This is a genomic window from Streptomyces sp. NPDC048389, assembly GCF_040706335.1.
GTDB lineage: Bacteria > Actinomycetota > Actinomycetes > Streptomycetales > Streptomycetaceae > Streptomyces.
In genome coordinates this window covers 6,211-26,301 of record NZ_JBEZKP010000077.1, presented here as the reverse complement: position 1 = coordinate 26,301, position 20,091 = coordinate 6,211, and the positions used below count along the sequence as shown (strand labels likewise).

The following is a 20,091-nucleotide window of genomic DNA, read 5'->3' as shown; positions in this document are numbered from 1 at the left end:
GCCCGCGTTCCGCGCGCGCATACCGCGTGTACCGCGCGCCGCATACCGCGTGTACCGCGGGCCGCCCGCGTTCCGCGCGCCGCCCGCGTTCCGGGAGGCGCCCACCCGTCAGCCCGGTCGTCCCACCAGCTCCCGCAGGATGTCCTCCATCGTCACCAGCCCCTCCGGCCGTCCGTCCTCATCGAGGACGGCCGCCAAGTGCGTGCGGCTGCGCCGCATCGCTGTCAAGACGTCGTCCAGCGGGGTCGTCGCCCGCACCCGCGCGATCGGCCGCATCGCCGACACCGGGAACGCGACGTCCCGCGGCGCCGCGTCCAGCGCGTCCTTCACATGGAGGTAGCCGAGGATGCGGCGCCCCGCGTCCACCACCGGGAAGCGGGAGAAGCCCGACGCCGCGGAGAGCCCTTCGAGTTGTTCCGGCGTCGTTCCTGCCTGCGCGTACACCACACGCTCGATGGGCATGATCACGTCGCGCACGGGTCTGCGGCCGAGTTCGAGGGCGTCCCGGAGCCGTTCCGCGGAGCGGTCGTCGAGGAGCCCGGCCTCGCCGGCGTCCCGGACCAGGTTCGCCAGCTCGTCGTCGGAGAAGGTCGCGGTCACCTCGTCCTTCGTCTCGACCCGCAGCAGCTTCAGCAGACCGTTGGCGAACGCGTTGATCGTGAAGATCACCGGCCGCAGCGCCCGCGCGATCGCCACCAGCGGCGGCCCGAGCCACAGCGCGCTGCGCAGGGGCTCCGCGAGGGCGATGTTCTTCGGCACCATCTCGCCGAGCAGCATGTGCAGATACGTCGCGAGTGACAGGGCGATGAGGAACGAGATCGGGTGGACCACCCCGCGCGGCACGCCCACCGCGTCGAAGGCCGGCTCCAGCAGATGAGCGATGGCCGGTTCGGCGACGATGCCGAGCACCAGCGTGCACAGCGTGATGCCGAGCTGTGCGGCGGCCATCAGCGCCGAGACGTGCTGCAGACCCCACAGCACGCTGCGGGCTCGGCGGTTGCCCGCCTGCGCCTCCGGCTCGACCTGGCTGCGCCGTACCGAGATGAGCGCGAACTCCGCACCGACGAAGAAAGCGTTGAGGACCAGGGTCAGCAGACCGACGAAGAGCTGGATCGCGATCATCGTCGCGCCCCCTCGGCGTCGTCGGACGGTTCGGCCGCCGCGAGCGGCGCGTGCATCAGGACCCGTGCCGCGCGCCGCCCTGAGGCGTCGATGACGTCGAGCTGCCAGCCGGCCATGTCGATGGTGTCTCCCTCGGCGGGGATACGCCCCAGCTCGGTGGCGACGAGTCCGGCGAGTGTCTCGTACGGGCCGTCCGGCACCCGCAGGCCGATCGCGGCCAGCTGGTCGGTGCGCGCGGCACCGTCGGCCGACCACAGGGACCGCCCGTCGGCGTCCTCGCCGGCCGGCGCCAGGTCGGGTGTCTCGTGCGGATCGTGCTCGTCCCGTACCTCTCCGACGACCTCCTCCACGATGTCCTCCATCGTCACCACCCCGGCCGTGCCGCCGTACTCGTCGATGACGACGGCCATGGTGGACCTGCCCTGCAGCCGGTCGAGCAGCCGGTCCACGGTCAGCGACTCGGGTACCAGCACCGGTTCGCGCAACAGCTCGGAGACTCGCATCCGGGGCCGGCGCTCCGCGGGCACGGCCAGCACGTCCTTGATGTGGGCGATGCCGACGACGGTGTCGAGGTTTCCCCGGTAGACCGGGAAGCGGCTCAGGCCGGTCGCCCGGGTCGCGTTGGCGACGTCCTCGGCCGTCGCCTGCACCTCGAGCGCCGTCACCTGTACGCGCGGGGTCATCACGTTCTCCGCGGTGAGCTCACCGAGACCGAGGGTGCGGACGAAGAGCTCTGCGGTGTCCGCTTCGAGCGCGCCCTCCTTCGCCGAGTGGCGGGCCAGCGCGATGAGCTCCTTGGGGCTGCGCGCGGAGGCCAGCTCCTCCGTGGGTTGCATGCCGAGCCGCGTCACCATGCGGTTCGCGGTGTTGTTGAGGTGGGTGATCAGCGGCCGGAACGCTGCGGTGAAGATCCGCTGCGGCGTGGCGACCACCTTGGCGACGGCCAGCGGTGAGGAGATGGCCCAGTTCTTCGGGACCAGCTCGCCGACGACCATCAGTACGACGGTCGACAGCGCGGTTCCGATGACCAGCGCCGCGGACGAGGCGACGGAGGAGGAGAGCCCGATGTCCTCCACCGGCCCGCGGATGAGTGAGGCGATCGAGGGCTCGGCGAGCATACCGACGACCAGGTTGGTGACGGTGATGCCGAGCTGTGCGCCGGAGAGCTGGAACGTGAGGCTGCGTACGGCTTTGAGCGCGCCGGCCGCGCCCCGCTCGCCGCGCTCCACGGCCCGTTCGAGATCGCTGCGCTCGACCGTCGTGAGGGAGAACTCCGCGGCGACGAAACCCCCGCAGATGAGGGAGAGCAGTACCGCCACGGCGAGCAGAAGCACCTCGGTCATCGGTTCACCTCCGTCCCGTGATCGGACAGCGGGAGGAGGGTTGCGCGATGTCGGCTACTGGGAGGCTCGCCCATGGACGGACGCTCACACCTTTCGTACGGGAGGCGGACAGTTCACCCATGCTAAATGAAACGCAAAGGAGCCCCTGCGCCTCGGCGCTCACGCGAAGGGCTTGACCCAGCGGCGCCAGTGGTCTTCGCGCAGGTATCCGGCGGACGCCCACGCCCGCTGCGCCCGTTCGTTGGCCTCGAGCACCATGGCGTCCCCGCGTCGGCCGCCCACCGCGGCGAACCGTTCCTCGGCCGCCGCCAGCAGCGCCGAGGAGATCCCGCGCCGGCGGTGGGAGGGCAGGACCGCCAGCCGGTACAGGGAGCAGCGCCACCCGTCGTAGCCGGCGATCACCGAGCCCATGAGGACACCGTCCCGTTCGGCCAGGATGAGCGCCTCGGGATCACGGGTGATGAGGCGCGTGACGCCGTCCACGTCGTCGGTGATGCTGGTGCCCTCCGCGGCCTCCTCCCAGAAGGCCAGAACGGCCTCAGCCTCCTCGGGAGCGGCATTGCGTATGCGCAGGCCGGTCGCGGTTTCGGTCACGGTGCCGGTCGCAGGGTCGGTCGACGGGTGGTGCGGCGGGTCGGTCGGCGGGTGGTGCGGCGGGTCCGTCAGCAGGCCGGTCGCCGGGTCGGTCACGGTGCGGGTCGGCGGGTCGGTCAGCGAGTCGTCCATGGTCGCGAGCCAAGCACGTCGCCCGCCGCGCCCGCCACCGGCTTCCGCGGTGCGGGACGGAAGGTGGGAGAGAGCCGGAGAGAGGGGAATGCACCTCTTGCGAGTGCTAGCAGCATCGCGCTAGCTTGATGGTGTGGCCAAGACACAGCTGAACGTACGCGTGGACGAGTCCACCGCTCAGGCCGCCCGGCAGCGGGCGCTGCAACGCGGCCTGAGCATGAACCGGTACATCGAGGAACTCGTCAAGCAGGACGCCGGCGAAGCGGGACGCACCTTCGTCGACGCGGCGGCCGATTTCATGAAGCAGTACGAGTCGGTCTTCGCCGAGGAGTTCGGCGACAAGCGTTGACCCTGCGGATCGACCTCGCCTGGCTGCTCATGGTGGCCGAGCACAAGACACCCGGCGACCCTCAGGTCACGGACTGGGGCGCCCTCGTCGCCGCCGTCAGCCGTCACGAGGCGGAGATATTCGGCGTGCCCGTCTACGGAGACCCGGCCACCCGGGCCGCCGCCCTGCTGCAGTTGCTGCTGCACGTGCCGGCGCTGGAGCGCTCCAATGCCATGTTCGCCTCGGCCGTCGCGTACGGCTATCTCGTCGCCTGCGGACTGAAGGTCGTCACCTCGCCCGAGCAGGTACGGGACCTGGCCCGGCTGGTCAAGGACGGCGACGCCGACGTGAGCCGCATCGCCGAGGAGCTGCGGAACTGGAGCGAGTGACGCGGCCCGGCGGCCCGGTCTACCGGTCCGGTTCCTGCGGACGGCGCGCGACGCCCAGGACACACGGCGAGGTGGGCAGCTGCGGCCCGTGGTCCGGCAACCGGAACCGCCGGTATTCGCCGAGTTCGAACCCGGCCTCCTCGATGGCGGCGACCGTGTCGCGTGCCGTGTGGCAGCCGCCGAAAAGCAGCGGCCACACGGTCCGGTCCAGGGCCCGCTGTGCCGTCGCGAGGCCGCGGCCGCCCGCGAGCCCGTGCTCGAAGAAGCGCAGTTCCCCGCCCGGCCGCAGGACCCTCTTGATCTCGGACAGCGCCCGCGGCAGATCCCGTACGGTGCACAGCACCAGCGAGGCGACCGCCGCGTCGAAGCCCTCGCTCTTGACCGGCAGGGCCTCCGCGACGCCGGGCACCACGTCCACCGGGACCTCGGCGCGCAGCGCGGCCTGCACGGCCGACTCCCGCAGCGAGCGCTCCGGTTCGAGAGCGACGACTTCGGAGACGGCGGCCGGGTAGTGCGCGAAATTGAGACCGTTGCCCGCGCCGATCTCGATCACCCGGCCGGAAAGCCCCTCCAGCAGCTCGGCCCGGTAGGCGGCGATGCCGCCCTTGAGGTCCGCACTGACACTCACCTTCGCGTAGAAACGGGCGAAGAGCGGGTGGTGGACGGCGTCCTTCGGGATCTTCCTGCCGCGTGGAATCATCGGGACCATGGGGGCCTCCCAGGGACGGACTGGCCGGTCACCGTCTTTTTCCCCCGGCCGGTGCGGATCAGGCGTCGAAGGGTTCCACGAAGCAGAATTCGTTGCCCTCCGGGTCGCGCAGGACCTGGAACCGGCCGAAATCGTCGGTGGCGACCGCTCCGAGGCGCTCCCCGCCGAGCCGGACCGCCTCGTCCGCCGCGGCGTCGACGTCACCCGCGTTCAGGTCGAGATGCAGCCGGTTCTTGACCGACTTGCCCTCCGGTACGCGCTGGAACGCGACGCGTGCGAACCCCGGCGGATCGATGTACGACCAGTCGTCGGACCGGTCCACCGGATCGCCGCCGAGGAGCGCGGCCCAGAACCGCACCAGCCGGGCCGGGGCGTGGCAGTCGAAGACGATCTCGTCGATCTTGGCGCGCATGCACTCAGCCTATGGCGGCGGTGAACGCCCCCACGTCCCACCTGCCGCCGAGGCATGGCGCCAGCCAGGCGGGGGCGTCGCGCCTGAACTCGACCGGAGAGAACGCGCCCGCGCCCTCGGGGACGACGCCCACCAGCGGGGCGCCCGCCGCTTGCGGCAGGTCGGCGAGGTTGCAGCGGGCGGCGAGATCGGGCCTGCCCGGCCAGCTCCCCACCACGACCCCCAGCTGCTCCAGGCCCCTGGCGCGCAGGGCCTCCGCGGTCAGGGCGGTCATGTTCAGCGTGCCGAGTCCGGCGGGGGCCACGACGAGCACGGGGGCGGCCAGTTCCACTGCGACGTCGGCGAGCGTGGCGCCGTCGTCGTCGAACCGTACGAGCAGACCGCCCGCTCCCTCGACCAGCACCAGGTCGTGCTCGGTGGCCAGCTTCGCGGCGGCCTCGGCGACCTCGTGGGGGCGTACGGGGGCCAGTCCGGCCCGGCGGGCGGCGGTGGCGGGGGCCAGCGGTTCCGGGAAGCGGGCGAGTTCCGTCCGTGTGACGTTCCCGGCGAGCCGCCGCACGACGTCGACGTCCCCGTCCTCACCCGGCGCGACCCCGGTCTGCGCGGGCTTCACGACGGCGACGGACCGCCCCTGCGCGAGGGCCGCCGCGGCGACGGCCGCGGTGACGACGGTCTTGCCGATTTCCGTCCCGGTTCCGGTGACGACGATCACTGTCATGCGCTTCTGCGCCCTTCCATTGTTCCGACTGCGCTTCTTTCCGACCCGACCCGACCCGACCCGACCCGACCCGACCCGACCCGACCCGACCCCGGCCCGGCCCCACCCCCGGCCCTGCTCTGCTCTGCTCGCCGGCGGGCGGGGAGTTTGCCGGTCCCGTCGGGGCTCCGCCCCGAGCCCGCACCGCCATCGCCGGCGGTGCTGGACCCTGCCCCCTCGCCCGCCCCGCGCCCCGGTGCTCCCGAGCCTCGGCGCCCCCGAGCCCCGGCCGCCCTCGCGTCACCCCGCCGCTGCCGCCGCGCGGACCCCGCGGCAGATGCGGGCGAGATCCGCGTCGCCCGTGACGTACGGCGGCATCGTGTAGACGAGGTCCCGGAACGGGCGGAGCCAGACGCCCTCCCGGACCGCCGCCTCCGTGGCCGCGGCCATGTCGATCTCGTGGTCGAGCTGGACGACGCCGATGGCGCCGAGGACCCGGACGTCCCGTACACCGGGCAGTCCGGCGGCTTCGGAGAGGCCGTCCCGCAGGCCCGTCTCGAGGCGTTCGACCTCCTGCTGCCAGTCCTGGCCGAGCAGCAGGTCGATCGAGGCGCAGGCGACGGCCGCAGCCAGCGGGTTGCCCATGAACGTCGGGCCGTGTGCCAGCACCGGGACCTCGCCCCGCGAGATCCCCTCCGCCACCCGAGACGTGCACAGCGTCGCCGCCATCGTCAGATAGCCGCCGGTCAGCGCCTTGCCCAGGCACATCACATCGGGTGCGATGCCCGCGTGTCCGGCTGCGAACAGGGTGCCGGTGCGGCCGAACCCGGTCGCGATCTCGTCGAGGACGAGCAGTACGCCGTACTCGTCGCACGCCTCCCGGAGCACCCGCAGGTACTCGGGGGAGTGGAAGCGCATACCGCCCGCGCCCTGGACGACGGGCTCCACGATGACCGCCGCCAGTTCGTCCGCGTGCCGGGCGACCAGGTCGCGCAGATGCTGCGCGTACGACTCCTCGTAGGCGGCGGGCGGCGCGTCCGCGAAGAGCTGGCGGGGCAGTACGCCCTGCCACAGCTCGTGCATGCCGCCCTCCGGGTCGCACACCGACATCGGCTGCCAGGTGTCACCGTGGTAGCCGCCGCGCCAGGTCAGCAGACGCTGCTTGGCGGGGCGGCCCGCCGAGCGCCAGTACTGGAGGCACATCTTGACCGCGACCTCGACGGACACCGAACCCGAGTCGCAGAGGAAGACGTGCCGCAGCGGTTCCGGGGTGATCTCGACCAGGCGGGTGGCCAGCCGCACGGCCGGCTCGTGGGTGAGCCCGCCGAACATCACATGGCTCATCCGCCCCAGTTGCGCGGTCGCCGCCTCGTTGAGCACCGGGTGGTTGTAGCCGTGTACGGCCGACCACCAGGACGACATGCCGTCGACCAACTCGCGCTGCCCGTGCACCTCCTCGCCGAGCCGCAGCCGGACACCCGAGGCGGACTCCACGACCAGCGGGTCCGTACGGCCCGGCATCGGGCCGTACGGGTGCCAGACGTGGGCCCGGTCCAGGGCACGCAGCTCGCCGGGGGTGAGGTCAGGCATTGGGGGCGAGGTCCGTCCCGGCGCCTCGGCGGCGCACCGCCACCAGGTCCGTACGGGCCGCCGTCGGCTCGGCGGCCGGCTTCGCCGCCACGTCCGCCGCCGATCCGGCTGCCGACTCGGTCGGTGCGCCGTTGGCGCAGCCGCTTTCGCCGCCGCCGTCCCCGTCACCGCACACGGACCCGCAGGCGCCGCCCGTCGCGCGGTGGCCGGGCAGGGTCGTCGTGTCCGTGCCCTCCACCTCGAAACCGGCGTCCGCGATCATGTCCAGGTCGGCCTGGCCGGCCTGTCCCTCGCTGGTGAGGTAGTCGCCCAGGAAGATCGAGTTGACGAGGTGCAGCGCGAGCGGCTGCATCGAACGCAGATGCACCTCGCGCCCGCCCGCGAGCCGCACCTCCACGTCGGGGCAGACGAACCGGGTCATCGCGAGGATGCGCAGACACCGCTGGGGCGTGAGGTGCCATTCCTTGGCGAGCGGTGTGCCCTCGAAGGGGATCAGGAAGTTCACCGGCACCGAGTCCGGGTCGAGCTCCCGCAGCGCGAAGACGACGTCGACCAGGTCCTCGTCGCTCTCGCCCATGCCGGCGATGAGCCCGGAGCAGGCGGAGAGGCCCGCTGCGTGCGCCTTGGTGACGGTGTCCACTCGGTCCGCGTAGGTGTGGGTGGTCGTGATGTCCCCGTACGTCCCCTCGGACGTGTTCAGGTTGTGGTTGTACGCGTCGGCGCCCGCGTCGCGCAGCCGCTCGGCCTGACCGTCCGAGAGCAGTCCGAGACAGGCGCACACCTCGACGCCCTCGTTCTGCTCCTTGATCGTCTCGATCGTCTTCGAGACCCGGTCCACGTCACGGTCCGTCGGCCCGCGCCCGCTCGCCACCAGGCAGACCCGCTTCGCACCGCCCGCCACACCGGCCGCGGCGGCCTGTGACGCCTCCTCGGGCTTCAGCCAGGTGTACTTGAGGATCTCCGCCTTCGACCCCAGTCGCTGGGAGCAGTACGAGCAGTCCTCCGGGCACAGGCCCGACTTCAGATTGACGAGATAGTTCAGCTTCACCCGCCGTCCGAACCACTGCCGGCGCACCTTGCCGGCCGCGGTCACCACTTCGAGCAGATCGTCGTCGGAGGTCGCCAGTACGGCGAGCGCTTCTTCACGGGTCGGCAGCTCGCGCCGCAGCCCCTTCTCCACCAGCGTGTTCAGCAGGTCCATGGCGCAGATCCTCGCGCACGGCACAGGCCCGGGCCAAGGAGGAAGTCCACAACAGCGCTGTTTGGAGGTGTGTGCATGGCCACACCCGGCACCTGCTCCAGGCGGGCTAGGGTCTGTCCGCTGCCTACAAAAGGATCGGACCACCATGCCGCAGGATCCTTTCGACTGGATCGACGACGAGTCCCGCCGCCGCGAGCACGCGGGTCTGGTCCGCAGGCTGCGGCCGCGTGCCGCCGACAGCGACCTGCTGGATCTCGCGAGCAACGACTATCTGGGGCTCACCCGGCACCCGGAGGTCACCGAAGGCGCCGTGCGGGCCGCCCGCCGGTGGGGCGCGGGGGCCACCGGTTCCCGTCTCGTCACCGGCAGCACCGAGCTCCATGCCGAACTGGAGGGCGAGCTCGCCGACTTCTGCGGTTTCGAGGCGGCCCTCGTGCTTTCCTCCGGGTACGCGGCCAATCTCGCCGCGGTCACCGCGCTCAGCGGCCGTGACGCGCTCGTCGTCTCCGACGCGGGCAACCACGCCTCCATCGTCGACGGCTGCCGGCTGTCCCGGGCGGAGACGGCCGTCGTTCCGCACGCCGACGTGGAGGCCGTACGCAAGGCGTTCGACGCGCACCCCGGCCGTCGGTCCCTCGCCGTCACCGACTCGGTCTTCTCCGTCGACGGCGACGCCGCGCCGCTGCCGGGTCTCGCCGACGCCTGCCGTGAGCACGGCGCGGCGCTCGTCGTCGACGACGCGCACGGGCTCGGTGTCCTCGGTGCCGGCGGCCGCGGCGCCCTCGACGCCGCCGGGCTGGCCGGTGCGGCGGGCACCGTCGCCACGCTGACGCTGTCCAAGTCCCTGGGCAGTCAGGGCGGGGCGGTCCTCGGCCCCGCCCGCGTCATCGACCACCTCGTCAACACCGCGCGGACGTTCATCTTCGACACCGGTCTGGCGCCCGCCGCGGCCGGTGCCGCGCTCGCGAGCCTGCGGGTGCTGCGGCGTGAACCCCGGCTCGCGGACCGGGCGCGCGAGGTGGCGGCGACACTGCACCGCCGGCTGACCGACGCCGGGCTCACGGCGGCCCCGCCGGACGCCGCGGTGGTCTCCGTTCAGGCGCCGTCACCTGAGGCGGCGCTGAGCTGGGCGGCGGACTGCCGGGCGGCCGGGCTCGTGGTCGGGTGCTTCCGTCCGCCGTCCGTGCCCGACGGGATCTCCCGGATCCGCCTCACCGCCCGGGCCGATCTCGCCGAGAGGCAGATCGACGCGGCGCTCTCCACGATCATCGGGACCGCCCCCGGCCGCTGACCCCGACGCCGCCAGAACCGCTGCCGGTACCGGTTCCGGCCCCGCCGGTACGTTCCCGGACCCGCCGGGACTCTCGGCCCTGCCCGGCTCGGACTCTCGGCCCCGCCCGGATCCTCGCCCCTGCCCGGACCGTCGCTCTTGCGCCGCCCTGCCCTGCCCCTGCCCTGCCAGGCTCGGGACCCTTGCCCTGCCGGAGCCCTCTGCCCGGACCTCAAATACGTTCTGCCGTAGCAGAGTTCACCGCTTCGAGCGACAGATATGTACGGATCTTGGAGGATCCCTGCTTCTCAAGCACGATAAGTGGCAGTCTGACGCGAAACCGTAATCCGTGGCCGTTCCTGCGTTTCATCCGCTACGAGTCGGAGCCCGGCCGCGGTGGGAAAGGGACAGCGCCGCCATGGCAGATCATCAGGAAACATCCCTCACTCTGCCCAGCGAGCCGGCGTCGGTCTCCGCCGCGCGGAGACATGTCACGGACGCCGTGTGCGCGTGGGGGCTCGAGCCCGACGCCGAAGCCGTCGACACCGTCCGGCTGATCGTGTCCGAGCTCGCCACCAACGCCGTTCAGCACACCTTCGGCCAGTCGCCGACGTTCACCGTGGACGTGTGGCTGGAACGCGACGAGGAGTTGTGCATCGGAGTCACCGACAGCCATCCGCGGTGGCCGCAGCGGCTGCCCGCCGCCGTCCGCCAGGACAACGGCCGCGGCATGGTCATCATCCGCACCCTCACCGCCGAGTACGGCGGACGGATGTCCGTCACGCCCACCGCGGAGGGCGGCAAGACGGTCTGGATCGCGCTGCCCTGGTCCGTCCCCGTGCAGAGCTGACCGCACCGCGGCCAGGACGTGTGACGGCAGGCGACCGCCCCGTCGACGGCAGGCGACGCCGTCACCACGGGGCCGGCCCGGGACGGGCACCCCGCCCTTCGAGCGCGCCGCGTATCAGCGCCGCGGTGCTGCCGCGCACTCCGCTGCCGACGGGCGTCGACGTGTTGTCGGGCGCTGATCCGGTTCCCGACAGTGGCGCTGCCGGTCGACCGGCTCGGCCCGTGGCCGCCCAGGCCGTGTCCGGTGGTGCGCCGACCGTGCTCGGCGCCACGCTGCTCGTCCAGCCGACGGCATACCGACGGCGCGCCACCGCAAGGGAACTGCCGGGGCGTCAGCGCACCCGGCCGTACTTGACGCTCCGCGTCCAGATCTTGGCCAGCCGGACCACGTCGCCCGTCTTCGGGGAGTGCCAGATCCTCCCGTTGCCGGCGTAGATGCCCACGTGGTACACGGCACCGCCGGAATGGAAGAACACCAGGTCACCGCGTCGGCGGTCGGATGTGGAGACACGACGGGTCCGGTTGTACTGCTGCTGTGCCGTCCGGGGCAGTATTTTCCCGGCCTTCTTGTACGAGTAGAACGTCAGCCCGGAGCAGTCGAAGCTGTTCGGACCCGTGGCGCCGTAGCTGTACGGCGATCCCTGCTTCGACGCCGCCACCTTGAGCGCTTTGCTCGCGTGGCTGCTGATCGCGTGGGCCGGGGCGATGCCGCCCGGGGTGAGGAGTGTGCCCCCCACGGCGGCGATCGTCAGTGCCGATACGGCACCCGCACGGGAGAAGAGGAGCGGGAGATCAATCTGCGCAGTCATGCGCAACCCTTCGTCAGCCGCCTGTGAAGGATGACCTGTCGGGTTCGGACCGGCGAAGACGCCCGGCCGCCGCAGCGGCTTCACCCCAAGGCGTGCCCGGGGTCGCCGGTCACGCCGTACTGCTCGGGTCCTCCACTCCTGCCGATGCACTTCCGTCGACCAGACGTCCGGTGCGGCGGCAGGACTCAGCGTCCGCCCGGACCGCCCCGTCGAGGTGACGGGGGCTTGTCGTCCCACGGATCGTTACCCACTCATGTCCGATTTCCGAGCCGAAACGGCTTTTGTGAACCTGATCACGACTGGCCCTTTCGGGTGGACAGGCCCGTCGAGCCCCGTGTCCCATGACCCGGAGGCATGGCCGTACCAGCGAAGAAGCAGTCGATTGCGCCAGATCGGTGGTCACGCCGCGCAAGTCCTGTGACACGCGACGACTTCGGCGAAGCTCCACCGAACGAGGGACGAACACCGTTACCCCGTCGGCGGTTGACAGCAGCGGAGTGATCGTCAACTCGTCGAAACCGGCGGCATGGTCACCCGTTTCGCCCTGCGTTCGCCGTCGAGCACGCGCAGCGCTTCGGTGAGCGTGTGCGTGTACGCCTCGTTCTCACCCCCTATGTGCTTGAGCGTCAGGGCTTCCTTGAGTGCGGTTGCCCGCCCGACCAGGGCCTGCGTGGCGCGCAGAGCCGCGCGACGACGGCGCCGTATACGAGTCGGTCCTTGATCGCGGCCCTGGCGGCGGCCTCCTCCTCGTCGCGCTGGACGTCGAAGGCGTCGCCGTGTTCTTCGAATCGCTGCTCGAGCCGACCGGTGACCGCGGTGGGAGCCGCGGCACGGATGAGGCCGCGGTGGGACCCGCGACACGGATGGGCGGGCCGCGCGGCGCGGTCCGGGTGGCCGGACGGTCGAAGCCCCCGGGGCCGGCTCCACCGCGACCGGGCCCGGCACGATCACCGCGATCAGGTGGCGGTGGGGGCAGCGGTCACGAGAGGCCCGTGGATCCGCGAACCCTGGATCCGCGAATCGGAGATCCGCGAACCGGAGATCCGCGAACCGGAGATCCGCGAACCGGATGTGCGGGAACGGGACGTGGGGGAGCCCGGTGCGGGGAAACCAAGATCAGTTAACGCATCGGAAAAGTGCCGGAAAAAACCGCGCCGTAAGGTTCAACGCCTGGTCGTGGAACACCCGCGCACGAGTCAACAGAGCGTTGAGGCGCGCTACGGTCATCACGGTCGGCGATCACGAGCCGGACGACATTGAGGTGGACGCGTGCAACTCTCCCCGCACGAGCAGGAACGGCTTCTCATCCATGTGGCCGCCGACGTGGCGCAGAAGCGCAAGGCGCGCGGTGTGCGACTGAACCATCCGGAAGCCGTCGCCCTCATCACCGTGCACATCCTCGAAGGCGCCCGCGACGGCCGCAGCGTCAGCGAACTCATGGCCTCCGGACGCAAGGTGCTCACCCGCGACGACGTCATGGAGGGCATCGCCGAAATGATCCATGACGTCCAGGTGGAGGCCACATTCCCCGACGGGACCAAGCTCGTGACCGTCCACGACCCGATCCTCTGAGGGGCGTGGCGCTCATGATTCCCGGAGAGATCCTCTGCGGTGACGGCCCGGTGGTGCTCAACGAGGGCCGCGAGACCACCCGCCTCACCGTCGTCAACGCCGCCGACCGCCCGGTTCAGGTCGGCTCCCACTACCACTTCGCCGAGGCCAACCCCGGCCTCGAGTTCGATCGCGCCGCCGCGCGCGGCAAGCGGCTGAACGTCGCCGCCGGCACCGCCGTCCGCTTCGAGCCCGGCATCCCCGTCGATGTGGAACTCGTACCGCTCGCCGGCCGCCGGATCGTGGCCGGGCTGCGTGGAGAGACCGGAGGGCACCTCGATGGCTGAACTGCACCGCGCCGTGTACGCCGACCTGTTCGGCCCCACCACCGGCGACCGCATCCGCCTCGCCGACACCGACCTGCTCGTCGAGATCGAGGACGACCTCTCCGGCGGCCCCGGCCGCGCGGGTGACGAGGCGGTGTTCGGTGGCGGCAAGGTGATCCGCGAGTCCATGGGCCAGGCCCGTACGACACGGGCCGAAGGCGCGCCCGACACGGTGATCACCGGGGCCGTGATCCTCGACCACTGGGGCGTGGTGAAGGCCGACATCGCTCTCCGCGACGGGCGGATCAGCGGCATCGGCAAGGCGGGCAACCCCGACACCATGGACGGCGTCCACCCGGCCCTGGTCATCGGACCCGAGACCGAGATCATCGCGGGCAACGGGAAGATCCTCACCGCCGGGGCCGTAGACGCGCACGTCCACTTCGTCTCGCCGACCCTCGTCGAGCAGGCGCTCGCCACCGGGGTGACCACCCTCGTCGGCGGCGGCACCGGACCGGCCGAAGGGACCAAGGCCACCACGGTCACACCGGGCCCCTGGCACCTCGCCCGGATGTTCGAGGCGCTGGACACCTGGCCCGTCAATATCGGCCTGCTCGGCAAGGGCAACACCACCTCACGCGACGCCATGCACTCCCAACTGCGCGGCGGAGCCCTCGGGTTCAAGATCCACGAGGACTGGGGTGCGACTCCCGCGGCCATCGACGCCTGCCTGGGCGTCTGCGACGAGACCGGCGCCCAGCTCGCCATCCATACCGACACATTGAACGAGGCGGGATTCGTCGGCGACACCCTCGCCGCCATCGCCGGCCGTACGGTCCACGCCTACCACACGGAGGGCGCGGGCGGCGGACACGCACCCGACATCATCACCGTCGTCTCCGAGCCGTACGTGCTGCCCAGCTCGACCAACCCGACCCGGCCGCACACCCTCAACACCATCGACGAGCACCTCGACATGCTGATGGTCTGTCACCACCTCAACCCGGCCGTCCCCGAAGACCTCGCCTTCGCGGAGTCACGCATCCGGCCCTCGACCATCGCGGCGGAGGACGTCCTGCACGACCTCGGAGCGATCTCGATCATCTCCTCCGACGCACAGGCCATGGGCCGGATCGGCGAGGTGGTCATGCGCACCTGGCAGACCGCGCACGTGATGAAGAAGCGCCGGGGCGCTCTGGCGGGCGACGGGCGCGCCGACAACCACCGGGCGCGTCGCTATGTCGCCAAATACACCATCAACCCGGCGGTCGCCCAGGGCATCGACGGGGACATCGGCTCGGTGGAGACCGGCAAACTCGCCGATCTCGTACTGTGGGAACCGGCGTTCTTCGGCGTGAAACCGCAGCTCGTCATCAAGGGCGGTCAGATCGCGTACGCCCAGATGGGCGACGCCAACGCCTCGATCCCCACGCCGCAACCGGTCCTGCCCCGCCCGATGTTCGGCGCGCTGGGCCGGGCGGCGGCCCGCAGCTCGGTCAACTTCGTCGCGCAGGCGGCGATCGAGGACGATCTTCCCGAACGGCTGCGGCTGGACAAGGAGTTCGTACCGATCCGCGGCACACGGCGGGTGACCAAGGCCGACATGCGGGAGAACGACGCACTGCCCCGGGTGGAGGTCGACGCCGACACGTTCACCGTGACGATCGACGGCGAAGCCGTCGAGCCGGCGCCCGCCGCGGAACTCCCCATGGCCCAGCGGTACTTCCTCTTCTGATGACGACGACCGGAACCGCAGAGGCCCGCCCCGAACGCCCCGGCCCGCCCTGCGGGAGAGGCGGGTGGGCGGCATGAGCCGCACCGCGCTGCTCGTCCTCGCCGACGGCCGTTTCCCCGCCGGAGGCCACGCGCACTCCGGCGGCGCGGAGGCCGCCGTCCGGGCCGGGCGCATCAAGGACGCGGCGGACCTCGCCGCGTTCTGCCGGGGCCGCCTGCACACCACCGGGCTCACCTCCGCGGCCCTCGCCGCCTGCGCCGCCCTCGGCCACGACCCGGTCGAGCTCGACGCCGCCGCCGACGCCCGCACCCCCTCGCCGGCCCTGCGGGCAGCGGCCCGCAGACTCGGCCGGCAGATGATGCGCGCTGCCCGTGCCACCTGGCCGCATCCGGTGCTCGACGCGCTCGCCGCCCTGTTCCCGCGCGGCACCCACCAGCCCGTCGTGCTCGGCACAGCCGCTCGCGCCGCCGGCCTCGGTGCAGAGGACGCCGCGCACTGCGTGGCGTACGAGACGATCAGCGGCCCGGCGACCGCGGCCGTACGGCTGCTGAGTCTGGACCCCTTCCAGGCCACCGCCGTCCTCGCCCACCTCGCACCCGAGACCGATGACGTGGCGGCGCGGGCCGCGGCCGCCGCGCGGGACGGCGTCGACGCTCTGCCGGCCGCCTCCGCGCCACTGCTGGAGATCACCGCGGAGGAGCACGCCGCCTGGCCGGTGCGCCTCTTCGCCTCCTGACCGCGCCAGGCCCCCCACACCGCACTCGTACCAAGGAGCCACACCATGCACCTCGACCACCACCACGAGGCGGCCCAGGCCGTCGGCGCCGACGCCGCACGCCCCGACGGCACGCGGCGGGCCCTGCGGATCGGACTCGGCGGGCCGGTGGGCTCCGGCAAGACCGCCACCGTCGCCGCCCTGTGCGCCGCGCTGCGCGACCGGCTCTCCATCGCGGTCGTCACCAACGACATCTACACCCGCGAGGACGCCGAGTTCCTGCTGCGCAACGCGGTGCTGCCGCCCGAACGCATCCAGGCGGTCGAGACCGGTGCCTGCCCGCACACCGCCATCCGCGACGACATCTCCGCCAACCTGGAAGCCGTGGAGGACCTCGAGGACAGTGTCGGTCCGCTCGACCTGATCCTCGTCGAATCGGGGGGCGACAACCTGACCGCCACGTTCTCCAAGGGGCTGGTGGACGCCCAGGTCTTCGTCATCGACGTCGCCGGCGGCGACGACATCCCGCGCAAGGGGGGCCCCGGCGTCACCACCGCCGACCTCCTCGTCGTCAACAAGACCGACCTCGCGCCGCACGTCGGCTCCGACCTCGCCCGGATGGCACGCGACGCGAAGGAGCAGCGCGGTGAACTACCCGTCGTCTTCACGTCGTTGCGCGACGACGACGGTGTCGCCCCGGTCGCCGCATGGGTACGCGCGCAGCTCGCCGCCTGGACCGGCTGAGCGCCCCATGGGCATCGAGGCAACGGCCCGGATCGTCGCAGAAGGCACCGGGCTGCCCGTCCTGGCCGGCGACGGGCCGATCGCGCTGCGCCGCACCCGCTCCCACGGGACCGGGCTGCGGGTCACCATGGTCGGTGCGATGAGCGGGCCCCTCGGCGGCGACCGGCTCGCCGTCGACGCCACCGTCCGCGACGGTACGCACCTGACCGTCGACTCCGCCGCCGCCACCATCGCCCTGCCGGGCCACGGACCCGGACCTGCCCGTTACGACATCGCACTGGACGTCGGCGAGGAAGCGGAACTGCGCTGGCTGCCCGAGCAGTTGATCGCCGCACGCGGCAGCGACCTGCGGACGCACACCCGGGTCCGTCTTGCCGCCGGCGCGCGATTGCTGCTCCGCGAGGAACAGATCCTCGGACGGTACGGGGAGGAGCCCGGCACGCTCACCACCCGCCTCACCGTCCACCGCGCCGGCCGGCCCCTGCTCGACACCGAACTCGCCTGCGGGCCCGGCGCCCCGGCCGGCTGGGACGGCCCCGCCGTACTCGCCGGCCACCGGGCGGTCGGTCAGCTCCTCGTCGTCGACCCGGCGTTCGACGACAAGCCGCCCGAGCCCCGTCTCCTCGGGCTCACCGCGGTGATCACCCCGCTCGCCGGCCCCGCCGCACTGGTCACCGCACTCGCACAGGACGCTCTCGCCCTGCGCCGCGTGCTCGACGAGGCTCAGGAGGGCCTGCTCGGCGGCCCGCACCGCTGAGCGTGGGCGGAGCGCGCACCGCCCACGCCCAGCGGTGCGCGAGACTGCCGCAACGGTCGAGGGCGGGTACGAGGGGCCGGCTCCTCGTACCCGCCGGAGCCCCTCGTACGCCCGAGAGCCGCCGCCCTCCGTCAGCCGCCCCGTGTCAGCTGCGCCGCCGGGGGAAGCGGGCTGTCCTGGCGCCGCGCTGCCCCTGCTCCCGCTCCTGCTGCTCGGCCTTGACCTCGGCGGCGTAGCGGTCGACGTACTCCTGGCCGGAGAGTTCCAGGATCGCGTACATGATCTCGTCGGTGACCGCGCGGATCGCCGCCTTCTCGTTCTCCAGGCCCGCGTAGCGCGAGAAGTCCAGCGGCTTCCCGAAACGGACGGTGACCCGCTTGATCTTCGGGAGCACCTGCCCGGGCGGCTGGATCTCGAAGGTCCCCACCATCGCGCACGGCACCACGGGCACACCCGCCCTGAGAGCCATGACGGCCACTCCGACCTTGCCCTTGTAGAGCCGGCCGTCGTGCGACCGGGTGCCCTCCGGATAGATGCCCAGCAACTCGCCCTTGCCCAGTACCCCGAGCCCCTCGCGGATGGCCGCCTGACCGGCGTCCTTTCCCGAACGGTCGACCGGGATCTGCCCGGCGCTGTGGAAGAACGCCGCAGTCAGCCTGCCCTTGAGGCCCGGCCCCGTGAAGTACTCGGCCTTGGCGAGGAAGGTGATGCGCCGCTTGATGATCGCCGGCATCAGGAAGTGGTCGGAGAAGGAGAGATGGTTGCCCGCGACGATCGCCGCGCCTTCTGCGGGGATGTGCTCGAGCCCTTCGATGCGCGGCCGGAAGAGCAGCCTCAACAGAGGCCCGAGGAGGACGTACTTGAGCACGTAGTAGAACACGGGGTCTCCAACTCTGCCGGGTCGGCTCTCAGCCGCGTTCTGCCGGATCACGGCATCTGGGCGCGTCATGTCTCGTCGGGCGGCGCGCGGGACGCGCCGGAGTGGGGGTGGTGATCGATCGTAGCCGGGCCCCCGGCGGCTGAGGAGGGCGGACGACGACGAAGGCGGGTTTCGTGCCCACCGCGGTGTCACGTCAGCTCGCCGCGTATGACGGACTGCGCCCGGCAGAGCGCGTCACGCGGGGCCCCGCCGGCCGTCCGGCCGGGCCAAGGGGGTCCCGCGCCCACGACCTGGCCGCCCTCCGCTTCCGGGGCTCGCCCGGGCCCCGGACCGGCAGGACACAGGGCGGGAGGGAGCGGTGATCCACCGCGCCGGTGCGCGCTCAGGACGGGGCGTGTCGGCGCCGAGCCGACGGGTACCCGGCGGTCGGCAGGAGGTTCCGACCCGAATCCTGGAGGTGACAGCCACGCAACGCGGAAGCAACCCCAAGAGCCCCGCGAGGACGACGAGCTCAAGCACCAGTTGCAGGGCTACCTGAAGTCCGGGCAGCACACGCACACCGAGGACGCGAAGGACCCCGAGCCGGTGGCGGACGACGACCTCGGGAGCGACAGCAGTCGCCAGGCACGGTCACGCTCGCGCAAGGCCGAGGACTCCGACGTCGAAGGTTTCAGCCGGGACGGCACCGCCCACGTCGCCGGGCGGCAGGCGTACCCGTTCAACGAGGCTGCGCCGGGTTCTGCGGTGTTCCGTGCGACGGCGGGTTCACGGACGGGCCCGCCGTCGCCGGGGAGATCTTCGAGCCGCCGCTCGCTCCCGCCGCCCGTTCGGGCGTGACGCTGTCGGGCGGGCCCGGCGACGGGCTGCCGCCGGCCGCCAGTTCCTGCAGTCTCGCCTCCATGGTCTGCGTCACGAGCCCTGCGCTTCCTGGCCTGCCGCGGGTCGTACTTCTTGCTGCCGGGCTCGGGTATCGCGATCACCTCCAGTGCACGCGGGCGCCCTGCGCAATCCTGCTCAAACCGGTGCTTGTCTCCGCGGGCAACACGCCCTGGATCTCAGAACGGCGGCTCCCCACTGCCCGTGATCAACAGGATTCCGGTGCCGAAGTAGCGACGGCTCACCACGAAGCCGCTCGTCCGGCCGTCCGGCATCCGCAGCCGGTGCGCTTCGGCGTCCATGACGTTCCAGGCGCCGTCCTCACCCGCCAGGATCTCGATCTTGCCGTTCCAGTCGGTCAGCCCCGGTGCCTCCTCCGGCAGCGGAGGCGAGTCCTCCTGCTCGCCCCATGAACGCAGATCCGCCGTTGCCGGATACTCGGCACCGTCGGCGATCACCGTCACGTCGCCCTGGTACTCGCCCATGGATCCAGTGTGCGCCGCCGCAAGCGCGCGCCGCCACGCCCGGCCGCGGCACCGGGGCTCACCCGCCCGTACCAAGCTGTCACCCTCTTCGTCACCCTGGGCGCGCAACGAGCCACAGAGAGTGCGGAGATCCAAAGCCGCTGGCAGATCGGCGTGGCGCGATGAACTGGAGCGACCCGGTCGGGAACTGATGGAGTGACGGACGGCCACGCAAGAACCAATCCGAGTGGTGAACCCGGCGCCGCGGGCTGACGGTGGAGCATGTCGCCGCTACGGACCCACGAGCCGACGGGATGTCAGCCGACGTAGTCGCGACGAAAGGATCTCGCAATGCGCTCTGCCCGCATTCTTCTCGCCTCGGCCACAGCCACGGCCGCGCTCGTCATCACCGCGCCCGGCGCCTACGCCCTGGCCGCTGCCGACTCCGGCAAGGACGACTCCTCGTACAGCAGCAAGGACCACGGCAAGTCCGACAAGGACTACGACAAGGGTGGTAAGCCGCACGGTGGTATGCACACCGGTGGTGGCGCGCTGGCCTCGGTGTCGGAGGACCACAAGGACTGGGACAAGGACGACA

At 71.9% G+C, this 20,091-nt stretch carries 22 protein-coding genes, 3 pseudogenes and 1 riboswitch; of the genes and pseudogenes, 12 read left to right on the top strand and 13 right to left on the bottom strand.

What is annotated here, in order from left to right; translation table 11 throughout:
* Positions 1-108 precede the first annotated feature (108 nt).
* The 3 genes from AB0903_RS32050 to AB0903_RS32040 all read right to left on the bottom strand — a co-directional run bounded on the left by AB0903_RS32050 (position 109) and on the right by AB0903_RS32040 (position 3,059).
* The gene (locus AB0903_RS32050) at positions 109-1,122 is read right to left on the bottom strand and encodes a hemolysin family protein (RefSeq protein WP_366708252.1); all 1,014 of its coding nucleotides are present in this window, start codon (positions 1,120-1,122) and stop codon (positions 109-111) included.
* Positions 1,119-2,465 (bottom strand): hemolysin family protein, encoded by a 1,347-nt coding sequence (locus tag AB0903_RS32045; RefSeq protein WP_366708251.1) that lies wholly within the window; start codon positions 2,463-2,465, stop codon positions 1,119-1,121. Before AB0903_RS32045 ends, AB0903_RS32050 begins: the two co-directional genes overlap by 4 nt.
* Before the next feature lie 159 nt (positions 2,466-2,624).
* Complete coding sequence (locus tag AB0903_RS32040; RefSeq protein WP_366708257.1) at positions 2,625-3,059, bottom strand: GNAT family N-acetyltransferase; 435 nt, start codon at positions 3,057-3,059, stop codon at positions 2,625-2,627.
* Positions 3,060-3,324: 265 nt separating this feature from the next.
* Between AB0903_RS32040 and AB0903_RS32035 the strand changes: the two genes are divergently transcribed.
* Both AB0903_RS32035 and AB0903_RS32030 read left to right on the top strand, forming a co-directional pair.
* Positions 3,325-3,540, top strand: coding sequence for an antitoxin (locus AB0903_RS32035; RefSeq protein ID WP_366708250.1), 216 nt, complete (start codon positions 3,325-3,327; stop codon positions 3,538-3,540).
* Positions 3,537-3,908: a fic family toxin-antitoxin system, toxin component gene (locus AB0903_RS32030; RefSeq protein WP_366708249.1), complete on the top strand. Its 372-nt coding sequence runs from the start codon at positions 3,537-3,539 to the stop codon at positions 3,906-3,908. Before AB0903_RS32035 ends, AB0903_RS32030 begins: the two co-directional genes overlap by 4 nt.
* Before the next feature lie 19 nt (positions 3,909-3,927).
* Here AB0903_RS32030 and AB0903_RS32025 read toward each other — a convergent pair whose 3' ends face one another.
* The 5 genes from AB0903_RS32025 to bioB all read right to left on the bottom strand — a co-directional run bounded on the left by AB0903_RS32025 (position 3,928) and on the right by bioB (position 8,517).
* A complete protein-coding gene (locus AB0903_RS32025; protein ID WP_366708256.1) occupies positions 3,928-4,608 on the bottom strand; it encodes a class I SAM-dependent methyltransferase in 681 nt (226 codons plus the stop codon).
* Between the two features lie 67 nt (positions 4,609-4,675).
* Positions 4,676-5,029, bottom strand: a complete 354-nt coding sequence (locus tag AB0903_RS32020; protein ID WP_366708248.1) for a VOC family protein — start codon at positions 5,027-5,029, stop codon at positions 4,676-4,678.
* A 4-nt stretch (positions 5,030-5,033) separates the two neighbouring features.
* The gene (gene bioD, locus AB0903_RS32015) at positions 5,034-5,747 is read right to left on the bottom strand and encodes a dethiobiotin synthase (RefSeq protein ID WP_366708247.1); all 714 of its coding nucleotides are present in this window, start codon (positions 5,745-5,747) and stop codon (positions 5,034-5,036) included.
* A gap of 279 nt (positions 5,748-6,026) precedes the next feature.
* A complete protein-coding gene (locus tag AB0903_RS32010) occupies positions 6,027-7,316 on the bottom strand; it encodes an adenosylmethionine--8-amino-7-oxononanoate transaminase (RefSeq protein ID WP_366708246.1) in 1,290 nt (429 codons plus the stop codon).
* On the bottom strand, positions 7,309-8,517 hold the full coding sequence (bioB, locus tag AB0903_RS32005) for a biotin synthase BioB (protein WP_366708245.1): 1,209 nt from the start codon (positions 8,515-8,517) through the stop codon (positions 7,309-7,311). The genes AB0903_RS32010 and bioB overlap by 8 nt, the downstream gene beginning before the upstream one ends.
* A 145-nt stretch (positions 8,518-8,662) precedes the next feature.
* Between bioB and AB0903_RS32000 the strand changes: the two genes are divergently transcribed.
* Positions 8,663-9,808, top strand: coding sequence for an 8-amino-7-oxononanoate synthase (locus AB0903_RS32000; RefSeq protein WP_366708244.1), 1,146 nt, complete (start codon positions 8,663-8,665; stop codon positions 9,806-9,808).
* Positions 9,809-10,205: 397 nt separating this feature from the next.
* On the top strand, positions 10,206-10,637 hold the full coding sequence (locus AB0903_RS31995) for an ATP-binding protein (protein ID WP_366708243.1): 432 nt from the start codon (positions 10,206-10,208) through the stop codon (positions 10,635-10,637).
* Positions 10,638-10,968: 331 nt separating this feature from the next.
* On the opposite strand, the gene AB0903_RS31990 is transcribed toward AB0903_RS31995, so the two are convergent.
* Positions 10,969-11,445: a C40 family peptidase gene (locus tag AB0903_RS31990; RefSeq protein WP_366708242.1), complete on the bottom strand. Its 477-nt coding sequence runs from the start codon at positions 11,443-11,445 to the stop codon at positions 10,969-10,971.
* 3 nt (positions 11,446-11,448) lie between these two features.
* Positions 11,449-11,633: riboswitch (cyclic di-AMP (ydaO/yuaA leader) on the bottom strand.
* A 316-nt stretch (positions 11,634-11,949) separates the two neighbouring features.
* Positions 11,950-12,129 (bottom strand): annotated as a pseudogene (locus tag AB0903_RS31985) (hypothetical protein); the annotation flags it as partial.
* A 585-nt stretch (positions 12,130-12,714) separates the two neighbouring features.
* On the opposite strand from AB0903_RS31985, the gene AB0903_RS31980 reads away from it, so the two are divergent.
* The 6 genes from AB0903_RS31980 to AB0903_RS31955 all read left to right on the top strand — a co-directional run bounded on the left by AB0903_RS31980 (position 12,715) and on the right by AB0903_RS31955 (position 17,273).
* Positions 12,715-13,017 carry an urease subunit gamma gene (locus AB0903_RS31980; protein ID WP_366708241.1) on the top strand — a complete coding sequence of 101 codons (303 nt, stop codon included), beginning with the start codon at positions 12,715-12,717 and terminating at the stop codon, positions 13,015-13,017.
* Positions 13,018-13,031: 14 nt separating this feature from the next.
* Complete coding sequence (locus AB0903_RS31975; RefSeq protein WP_366708255.1) at positions 13,032-13,343, top strand: urease subunit beta; 312 nt, start codon at positions 13,032-13,034, stop codon at positions 13,341-13,343.
* Entirely contained in the window at positions 13,336-15,057 is a 1,722-nt protein-coding gene (locus AB0903_RS31970) for an urease subunit alpha (protein WP_366708240.1), read from the top strand. Before AB0903_RS31975 ends, AB0903_RS31970 begins: the two co-directional genes overlap by 8 nt.
* A gap of 73 nt (positions 15,058-15,130) precedes the next feature.
* The gene (locus AB0903_RS31965; protein WP_366708239.1) at positions 15,131-15,793 is read left to right on the top strand and encodes an urease accessory UreF family protein; all 663 of its coding nucleotides are present in this window, start codon (positions 15,131-15,133) and stop codon (positions 15,791-15,793) included.
* A gap of 45 nt (positions 15,794-15,838) precedes the next feature.
* A complete protein-coding gene (ureG, locus tag AB0903_RS31960) occupies positions 15,839-16,516 on the top strand; it encodes an urease accessory protein UreG (RefSeq protein WP_366708238.1) in 678 nt (225 codons plus the stop codon).
* Positions 16,517-16,523: 7 nt separating this feature from the next.
* Positions 16,524-17,273 (top strand): urease accessory protein UreD, encoded by a 750-nt coding sequence (locus AB0903_RS31955; RefSeq protein WP_366708237.1) that lies wholly within the window; start codon positions 16,524-16,526, stop codon positions 17,271-17,273.
* Between the two features lie 145 nt (positions 17,274-17,418).
* Here the strand turns inward: AB0903_RS31955 and AB0903_RS31950 are convergent, their stop codons facing one another.
* Entirely contained in the window at positions 17,419-18,153 is a 735-nt protein-coding gene (locus AB0903_RS31950) for a lysophospholipid acyltransferase family protein (RefSeq protein ID WP_366708236.1), read from the bottom strand.
* A 522-nt stretch (positions 18,154-18,675) separates the two neighbouring features.
* Here AB0903_RS31950 and AB0903_RS31945 point away from each other — a divergent pair.
* Positions 18,676-18,753 (top strand): annotated as a pseudogene (locus tag AB0903_RS31945) (DUF2795 domain-containing protein); the annotation flags it as partial.
* A gap of 118 nt (positions 18,754-18,871) precedes the next feature.
* Here the strand turns inward: AB0903_RS31945 and AB0903_RS31940 are convergent.
* Together AB0903_RS31940 and AB0903_RS31935 are read right to left on the bottom strand one after the other, a co-directional pair.
* Positions 18,872-19,066 (bottom strand): hypothetical protein, encoded by a 195-nt coding sequence (locus AB0903_RS31940; RefSeq protein ID WP_366708258.1) that lies wholly within the window; start codon positions 19,064-19,066, stop codon positions 18,872-18,874.
* A gap of 142 nt (positions 19,067-19,208) precedes the next feature.
* On the bottom strand, positions 19,209-19,514 hold the full coding sequence (locus AB0903_RS31935; RefSeq protein ID WP_366708235.1) for a hypothetical protein: 306 nt from the start codon (positions 19,512-19,514) through the stop codon (positions 19,209-19,211).
* A gap of 330 nt (positions 19,515-19,844) precedes the next feature.
* Between AB0903_RS31935 and AB0903_RS31930 the strand changes: the two are divergent.
* Positions 19,845-20,091, top strand: a pseudogene (locus AB0903_RS31930) (hypothetical protein); the annotation flags it as partial.